Annotated in this window: 8 protein-coding genes; 3 read left to right on the forward strand and 5 right to left on the reverse strand. The window is 56.8% G+C overall.

What is annotated here, in order from left to right; genetic code table 11:
* Positions 1 to 320 (reverse strand): hypothetical protein (locus tag ABX962_RS23635; protein ID WP_372722896.1); only part of this gene is annotated, 320 nt, incomplete at its 3' end.
* A 79-nt stretch (positions 321 to 399) separates the two neighbouring features.
* On the opposite strand from ABX962_RS23635, the gene ABX962_RS23640 reads away from it, so the two are divergent.
* Positions 400 to 2,019: a DUF1549 domain-containing protein gene (locus ABX962_RS23640; RefSeq protein WP_372722898.1), complete on the forward strand. Its 1,620-nt coding sequence runs from the start codon at positions 400 to 402 to the stop codon at positions 2,017 to 2,019.
* 4 nt (positions 2,020 to 2,023) lie between these two features.
* Positions 2,024 to 3,283, forward strand: a complete 1,260-nt coding sequence (locus ABX962_RS23645) for a DUF1501 domain-containing protein (protein WP_372722900.1) — start codon at positions 2,024 to 2,026, stop codon at positions 3,281 to 3,283.
* Positions 3,284 to 3,580: 297 nt separating this feature from the next.
* Here the strand turns inward: ABX962_RS23645 and ABX962_RS23650 are convergent, their stop codons facing one another.
* The 4 genes from ABX962_RS23650 to ABX962_RS23665 form a co-directional block, all read right to left on the reverse strand.
* Entirely contained in the window at positions 3,581 to 3,970 is a 390-nt protein-coding gene (locus ABX962_RS23650; RefSeq protein WP_372722901.1) for a hypothetical protein, read from the reverse strand.
* Positions 3,971 to 4,213: 243 nt separating this feature from the next.
* Positions 4,214 to 4,627, reverse strand: coding sequence for a hypothetical protein (locus tag ABX962_RS23655; RefSeq protein WP_339945798.1), 414 nt, complete (start codon positions 4,625 to 4,627; stop codon positions 4,214 to 4,216).
* 207 nt (positions 4,628 to 4,834) lie between these two features.
* Positions 4,835 to 5,635 (reverse strand): tryptophan synthase subunit alpha, encoded by an 801-nt coding sequence (gene trpA, locus ABX962_RS23660; protein WP_372722903.1) that lies wholly within the window; start codon positions 5,633 to 5,635, stop codon positions 4,835 to 4,837.
* Between the two features lie 38 nt (positions 5,636 to 5,673).
* Positions 5,674 to 6,981 carry a glucose-6-phosphate isomerase gene (locus ABX962_RS23665; protein WP_372722905.1) on the reverse strand — a complete coding sequence of 436 codons (1,308 nt, stop codon included), beginning with the start codon at positions 6,979 to 6,981 and terminating at the stop codon, positions 5,674 to 5,676.
* Between the two features lie 215 nt (positions 6,982 to 7,196).
* Here ABX962_RS23665 and gpmI point away from each other — a divergent pair.
* Positions 7,197 to 8,180, forward strand: a 984-nt coding sequence (gene gpmI / locus ABX962_RS23670) for a 2,3-bisphosphoglycerate-independent phosphoglycerate mutase (protein ID WP_372722907.1), incomplete at its 3' end; no start/stop codon positions are given.

Raw genomic sequence — 8,180 nt, forward strand, 5'->3', positions numbered from 1 at the left:
CCGACTCGCGTATCGGAGTGAGAGGCAACCAACAGAGTGACAACCAACAAGTTTAAACCATCCCGGAAGGGCCAAGTTCCGCCGTGGCCAGCCGATTGGCCTTTCGCCCTACCGAAGTCTTCTGCGCAAAAAGGTTGTGGTCTCCGGAAAATTGCGAGATATTCAAGGTGGTCCACCCAAGAACATTCGTACGATGACGAATCCTCTTGGGTAACGCGATCCAATTTCATCGAAACAAATTCATCTTGATGCTGTTGAATCATCGTTGTCCCCATTAAGAATGAAGCATTGATGTAGAGGATCTCTTTGAAGATTTTCATGCTGCTGGATCTTTAGCAAGATCCACTACCCAAAAAAACAATTTGGACGTAGCACTCGACTGCTCGGCGAATTCCCCTGATGCGAACTCAACACCCCATTTGGCCAACGACGATCGTGATGATGTCGATCGTCGGTATGGTTGGCTGGAAAGCGGTCGAGCCCGGACTCACTACGCTGCCCAAGCGTGCCTCGGTCAGCGACGACATGGCGGCTGTGGATCGTATCGATGCGTTGTTGAACAAACAGTGGGATGATTCGTCGATCCGTCCTGCCGCAGCCGCAGAAGACCTGCAAGTGCTAAGACGACTGACGCTCGCGCTAGTCGGTAGTTCGCCATCGCTCGAAGAGGTTCGTGAATTTGAGTCCGATACCTCGCCCGATCGGCTGGCCCGATGGACGACGCGATTGATTGCCGATTCGCGTTTCAGCGAATACTTTGCCGCCCGGCTGGGCGATGCCTTTATCGATCCGGTGTCCGAGGAATTGAAGCCGCCTCAGCGCGAACGTTTCAGGCAATGGTTGGGTGAATCGATCCAGCAAGGGACGGGTTATGACGAAATCGCCAGTGCGATGATCGCCGGTCGTGGCGTGTTTGCGGACCATCCCGCGACCACGTTTGTTGCCTCCGAATTGGCGATTGGTGATCTTGCGGCCGAGCGATTAGCGGCCCGCACATCGCGTGCCTTCTTAGGGCAACGGATCGATTGTGCGCAGTGTCACGATCATCCCTTTGCATCGTGGGAACAATCGCAATTCGAAGGCCTCGCCGCCTATTTCGGCGACGTCCAATTTCAACGCAACCGCGTCCAAGACACGCGGCCGCGTCCGTTTGTCATTCAGGACGATCGAGCGGAACAATCGCGATCCGTCGCTGCCGAATTGCCCTTTGACGCCTTCATGGCCTCGGACCAAAGGCATCAGCGTGAGTCATTGGCCAGCTGGGTCATCCACCCTGAGAATCGTCGCTTTCGCCGAGCGATCGCAAACCGGGTTTGGGGATTGATGCTAGGACGACCGTTCATCTCGCCAGTCGACGATCTGCCGGATCCAGGCACGTCAAACGATCCCAATGATTTGGATGTTTTGGATATTTTGGCCGACGACTTGATCGATCACGGTGACGATTTGAGACGCTTGATCCACGTGATTGTCAAAACGCGTCCCTTCGGCCTCGCGTCGACTCACCCTGGCCTCGGCGACCAAGTGACTGCCGATCAGTTAGAAGCGTCGTGGGCGGTTTTCCCGCTGACGGAACTTGGCCCGCACCAGATGATTCGATCGATGCAGCAAGCGTCGTCGATCAACACACTGCGTCCCGATGAATTGAACCCGGTGGCCGCGTTTCGCCGCTGGCAACGCCAATCGCGTTTTATCAACGAGTACGGCATTGCGGGCGATTCCGAAGACGCTCAAGCGAGTACGATCCCGCACACGGTCCAGCGGCTCAGCGGCAATGAAACTCGCCAACAAAGCGAGGCGACGCTGTTCTCGGCAGTGGGCCGGATCGCCGCGATCAGCGGCACCGCCGAAGCGTGTTTGGATCACTGCTATTTGGCCTGTTTAACACGGCATCCGTCGGCCGAAGAAAAGGCTCATTTCTTACCGGAACTCGAGAGCAATCGGAAAGTGCGGTCTCGAGCATGCGAAGACATATATTGGACCTTGTTTAACTCGGCCGAGTTTTGTTGGAATCATTAAAGCCATGGCATCACTGCGACCTCTCAATCGACGCGAACTGCTTCACTGGGCCACTGGGCTAGGCGTCTCGTTTGCGTTGCCGGGCATGGAGGTGCGGGCGGCCGAACAACGCGGAACCGAGCGACCGCGATCGCTGATCACGTTGTGGTTGTCCGGCGGACCGAGTCAATTGGAGACATGGGATCCGCACCCGACGACTCGTATCGGCGGTCCCACGGGGGCGATTTCGACGTCGCTTCCAGGCGTGCAAATTGCCAATTCATTTCCGAGGTTGGCGGACCAGATGCATCACTTGTCGGTGATCCGTTCGCTGGTTTCAAAGGAGGGCGACCATGACCGGGCCTCGTATTTGGTCAAGACCGGATTTCGTCCCGATCCGACGCTTCGTCATCCGTCGGTCGGCGCGATCGTTGCCCACGCGTTGCCCTATGAGCCGCTGGAAATCCCGCCCGTCATCTCGCTGGGCTACGACAATCACCTTTCGCGAGGCGGTTTTTTAGGCGGCCGCTTCGACGCCTTGCGCGTGCGTGAGCCAGGATCATCGAACGACGACTTGAGGGCTTGGTTGGCGGCACCGCGTCAACAACGGCGGTTGTCGCACTTGGACGTGGTTGCCCAAGCGTTCGCACGCGGACGACAATCGGTCGTGGATCGCACCATGCACTCGGAAAACGTCGATGCCGCGTTGACGATGATGACTTCGGATCAACTAAAAGCGTTCGAGCTGAATGAGGAATCCGCATCGACGTTGGCGAATTATGGCGATTCGAACTTTGGTCGAGGCTGTTTAGTGGCACGTCGATTGGTCCAACAAGGGGTGCGAGCGATCGAGGTGACGTTACAAAACTTTGACACTCACAACAATAACTTTGGCCAACACCGTGAACTTGCTGCTGTGCTCGATCCTGCATTTGCGGCGCTGATGAAGGATTTACACGAGCGAGACCTGCTGAGTTCGACCGTGGTGTTGTGTTTGGGTGAGTTCGGCCGCACGCCGAGGATCAATGGAGCGGACGGACGCGATCATTGGCCCCATGGATTCTCGTGCTTGCTCGGCGGCGGAGGGTTGCGAAGCGGCGTGCGGATCGGAGCGACCGACCCCAGCGGAGAACGCGAGACACCGGAAGATCCGATCACCGTGGCGGATCTGTACGCCACCGTACTGAAAGGGCTGGGCGTTGATCCGGCGCACGAAATCGACACCTCGATCGGCCGTCCAATCCGCTACAGCGACGGCACACCGATCACCCGTTTGTTGGCATAAGTGGCAACGGTTTGTAGCGGAGCGACAGTTTTCTTCACCCTCCCAGCTTGCGTCGGGAGGGTCGGAAATCGAGCCTACAGCGAGATTTCCGCACAAGGGTTGGTGACTCTGAATTGGTACGTCCCACTGCTAACACCGCGAGCCCCACCCCATAACGTCGCTCCGCGACGGAGTGTTCTACGGACGCTCCGCCCCTTGGGTTGAAACCCAAGGCTATCGCGAAAAGTGCCTCCGGCACAAAATCGCCAGCGTGAGCGACTCGTCCCACGCGTTACCCGTTGCCTTACGGCCCACGTCTCACTCTCTCTCTTCGGCGTCGTAGGCTTCGATCTCGAAGGGGTTCTCGCGGTAGCCGTCGCGACCACGTAGGAACAGGATCGCTGAAAACAGCAGGTACATCGGCACAAACAGTGGACCCCAGCGTTCGTATTGACGCACATGGACGCGTTCGTGCAGTCGCGTGCTGTCGAGTGCCGATTGGTTTTGCCCAAACACGACATGCCCGAACGTCAAGGCTTGGGCGTGCACGATCATATGCCGGAGCAACCAAGCGATTCGAGGTCCGTGGATTTCAATCACCCCGTCGACTCGCTGAAATCGTCCACCCAGGATTAACCCGATCGCGATGCCGGCGATGGTGTAGGGGGACGCCCATAGATAGGCGATGGTTTGGATGGCGAAGCGCACAAGCGACCTTGGGAAACCGAAAACAGCCTGGAAAGCGGCTTACGGATTGTACCGCAGTCGCCACCCAGGCTGTTGTTTGTGTTTGTTGTTGTCGTTAATCGCTCGAAACGAGCCGTTTATTGCTGTCGGTAGCTACGCTCGCAGAAGCGTGGATTTCCGCCGTCTGGCGACGGCAGCTACGTTGAAATCGAACCGCAGAACGATCCAGGACATTCATTCCTTTTCTGTCCGGTCCTTAGCGGACTAGGCGTCGGCGATTTCGTCTTCGAGTTCGTCCTCGAGATTCGCATCGGCGTCGTAGTAATCACTGCCCTGTTCGTCGATGCACAACTCTTCGCGTTGGTCGGCGTTCAGTTTGACATAACCCAATGCACGAATGACTTCCAAAACTTCGCTGCAGGTCGGGAACATTCGTCCGGCCGAACGCTTGTAATCGTCCATTGCCTGCATGAATTCGATTTCTTGATCGTTGTAATCGCGTTCGCAAGTGGTTGGGTCGATGTGGCGACGACGCTGTGTTTTGCGACGTGGCTTGGCCATCACGTTGGTGTCAACCGCGTCTGGGTTGCCATTGCGTCGCTCGTTTCGCTTGCTACGACGATCAAGAGTGAGGATGTTCTTATCTTCCGCTGGATTGGCAGTGACGGTTTTGGTCATGGCAGTGATGTCCCGTTTTGGTTGGAAGAGTCTTGTGGGTTGCGACAGTGGCGAGCTGTAGCAAAGACTCTCGTAACAGCGATGGTATGTGGTGGGCCAAAAAAACGTAGCACACCACTTGAGTAAACTTCGCTGTTTTCGGGTACTTTTCCGATTAGAAAAGCAGTGCCGCCTGGGAAACCCGTCCGCTTGTAACGGTCGTGCCAGTTACGCGGCGTCGATGGCCGTTCGCAACTCACCCACGAACTCGCTGACCTTCTTGACCGCGTCTTCGCTGCCGTTGGACTCGGCGATCCGGCGTACGATCGCGGATCCCACGATCAAGCCGTCGGCGACGGGGGCCAAGGTCGCTGCGGTTTCTGGGCCGCTGATTCCAAAACCGATACAGATCGGCAGGTCGGTCTCGCCCCGCAACCACTGGACGCTCTCTTGCAGATCCGGCGGCAGCTTCGCTCGTTCGCCCGTGATCCCGGTGACCGAGACGTAGTACAGGAATCCGGATGACGAATTGGCGATTCGCACTTGCCGTTCTTTGGGGGTGGTCGGCGTGACCAGCTGGATCAAATTGAAATCGGCGTCTTCACAGACCTTCGAGAACGCTTCGGCTTCTTCGACCAACAGATCGGGAACGATGGCGCCGGCATAACCCGCCTCGATCGCTTTTTTGACATACGCCTCGGTTCCGACGCGATGAATGATCGAATAGCTGACCATCGTGACTCGGGGCATCGCGACGTCACCTGCGACTCGCTTGCCAAGATCAAAAACGCTCTGCAAGCGAAACCCTTGATCGAGGGCACGTTGATAGGACGCCTGGATCACAGGGCCGTCGGCGATCGGGTCGCTGTAGGGGACGCCGACTTCGCACAAATCGGCTCCAGCGGACGAAAGGTTGCGAAGCACCGCCTCGGTCGTTTCGATCGAGGGATCGCCGGCGGTGATAAACGGCATCAACGCCTTCTTTTTGGATGCACGCAGCTGAGTAAAAAGTTGGTCAATCGCAGACATAGATTTGTGCAGAGAACGAGGAATCAAGGGATGGCAAGTTATACGGCAGACGCGGCAATTTTCCTACAACCGGTTTCGATCGCCGTGGAAATCATCAACATCTGAAATAGCTGTCCCAGCGTGAATGTGTCGATATGGGGCAAGTCAAAGCTGGTCGTCCGGTAGCCCCGTTGATGGACCGCTTCGCAGGACGTGGCGATCATGTCAGCCAACAGATGCGGAATCGTGGCGGTCGGTGGGGCATCGGAAAATTCTGCCGGTTCGTCGTTATGCATGAATTTCGGCGACGACAACGGGTCCATTCGCCACTTGGCGGTCGACCAGTGATGAATCACCGGGCGGTCTGTGGGCAGCAAGGGGGCATCGGGCAGCGATTCCGATGATTCCAATTGGCGAAGCAGGCCGCTGGGGTGGGAAACGACGGTGCTGGCAAGCGGTTCGTCCACGATTTGGGTGTACCAACGAGCCACCGAGGCAAGCGCTTCGGTCCACAGGCAAATGATCCGCGAGGTACGGTTCGCTCCCCTGCTCGCCGCGACGTACTGCATCACCCAATTCTCTTCGGGAGCGGCGGTTTTGAAGTGCTCGTTCATCGCCACCGCTCCTTCGAGCAGTTTCATGCAGTCCAACGCCAACATCGCCGCCGGCATCAATCCAGCAGCAGTAAAAATGCTGTGAGATTCGGCAATTTGAGGGTGTTGGTCGTAGATTTCGCGGCACCCGTTGGCCAGTGCAAATTGACGAAGCGGTCCCGATTCGCCCGTGATCGGAATCAGGTAATCACCCAGCGATTCACCCGGCGACCGCTGTAGCGACGCTTTCAGTGCGGTGATGAAATGCGGCAAAACGACCGATGTTTCGCGTGTTTGTCCCGTCGGATCGATCACCACAAGTGCCCAGCGAGTCTCGGGAGCCGTTTCACCGTAGCCGCCACTACGCAGCCGATTTAGCAGTGCCCCGATCGAATCGCTATCGAGATGGTTGCCAACAAAATACATCCGCGGCCGACTGCCGCGACCGGCTCGGCACAGCTCGTTGTGGTAGGGGTCACAACACGCATCTCGCAGTGCGATCGGACCGGCCGTGGCGGCGTCCGACCCGAGCACGACGACGGCATCGATTTTGTCGTGAATCGAGTTGGCGATTTTGAAGATGCGACCGACTTCGGATTCCTCGCGAATCGCCACATAGTCCGCCAATTGCTGGGCTGGCAGCCGAAAAAACGGCATTTCCAGGATTTCGGGACGGAGCGAATCGGCCTCGCCCAACGTTTTCCCGTACTGCGTCTGGTCGTGCCCCAAATCGGCAGAAAAAGCTCGGGATGCGTCAAAACGCAAAAGACTCATACGGGATCAATGTTCGAAGGGGGACGAGTGGTTGGGCGTGTCATTTTGGCGGACACGAGATGACAGAAGCGGTAGATTACCCGACCTCGCGAGAACTTCGAAGCGGACACGAGGTTCCGAATTTCGCTTGGGTTGGCTAAAACGAGAGAGATTCGCCCATGCGTCTATCAAAATGCGTCTAGCAAAATCCACCTTTCTGAATAAGCGAGAGAGCCTTGACCGAAGTTCGCCGAAAACCTGTTGTTTTGATCGTCCGCGATGGATGGGGCGAAAATCCGCACCCCGAATGGAATCACGCCAACGCAGTTCATCTGGCAAAGACCCCGGTTGCCGATGAGTTGATGGCCAAATATCCCAACGTCCTGATCCACACCTCGGGCGAGGACGTCGGACTACCCGCCGGCGTGATGGGCAACAGCGAAGTGGGCCACCAAAACATTGGTGCCGGCCGTATTGTCGACCAAGAAGTGATGCGAATCACGCGTGCGATTCGCGACGAATCGTTTTTCAGCAACGAAGTGCTGCTTGGATCGATCGAGCATGTCAAGAAAACCGGCGGTACGTTGCATCTGCTCGGCTTGATGTCCGACGGACGTGTGCACAGCGATTTGGATCATGCGATCGCGATCGTTGAACTCGTGCGTCGCTCGGGGCTCGAATCGGAAAAGTTTGCCGTCCACGCGATTACCGATGGACGTGACACCTCGCCGACCGGAGGCAAAGCGTACGTTGAAAAAATCGAAGCGGCGATGAAAGAAAAAGGCGTCGGCCATATCGCCACCGTGATCGGACGCTTCTATGCGATGGACCGCGATTTGCGTTGGGAACGCGTCCAAGCGACCTACGACATGATGACCAAGGGAGCAGACAACACAGCCGAGTCTGCCGGCGAAGCGATCCAGCGTTACTACGACCATCCGATCGAATCGAGCCGCACCGGTGACGAATTTATTTCCGCCACCTCGATCCTGCACAATGGCAAACCGACGCTCGTGAAAGATGGCGATGCGGTCATCTTCTTTAACTATCGTGGTGACCGAACACGCGAAATCACCAAAGCGTTCACCTTTGATGACGATGCGTGGAAGAACATCGAAGGAGGCGGTTTCGATCGTGGCGCCAAGATCGACAATCTGTACTTCGCCACCATGACCGCGTATCAAACCGGATTGCCCGTCAAAGTGATCTTTGAAAAACGA

Source organism: Novipirellula sp., assembly GCF_041583735.1.
Lineage (GTDB): Bacteria > Planctomycetota > Planctomycetia > Pirellulales > Pirellulaceae > Novipirellula.

Bases quoted from the DNA above. Each gene is read 5' to 3' on its own strand.
- trpA (WP_372722903.1), bottom strand. From the start codon at position 5,635: ATGTCTGCGATTGACCAACTTTTTACTCAGCTGCGTGCATCCAAAAAG.
- ABX962_RS23665 (WP_372722905.1), bottom strand. From the start codon at position 6,981: ATGAGTCTTTTGCGTTTTGACGCATCCCGAGCTTTTTCTGCCGATTTG.
- ABX962_RS23640 (WP_372722898.1), top strand. From the start codon at position 400: ATGCGAACTCAACACCCCATTTGGCCAACGACGATCGTGATGATGTCG.
- ABX962_RS23655 (WP_339945798.1), bottom strand. From the start codon at position 4,627: ATGACCAAAACCGTCACTGCCAATCCAGCGGAAGATAAGAACATCCTC.
- ABX962_RS23645 (WP_372722900.1), top strand. From the start codon at position 2,024: ATGGCATCACTGCGACCTCTCAATCGACGCGAACTGCTTCACTGGGCC.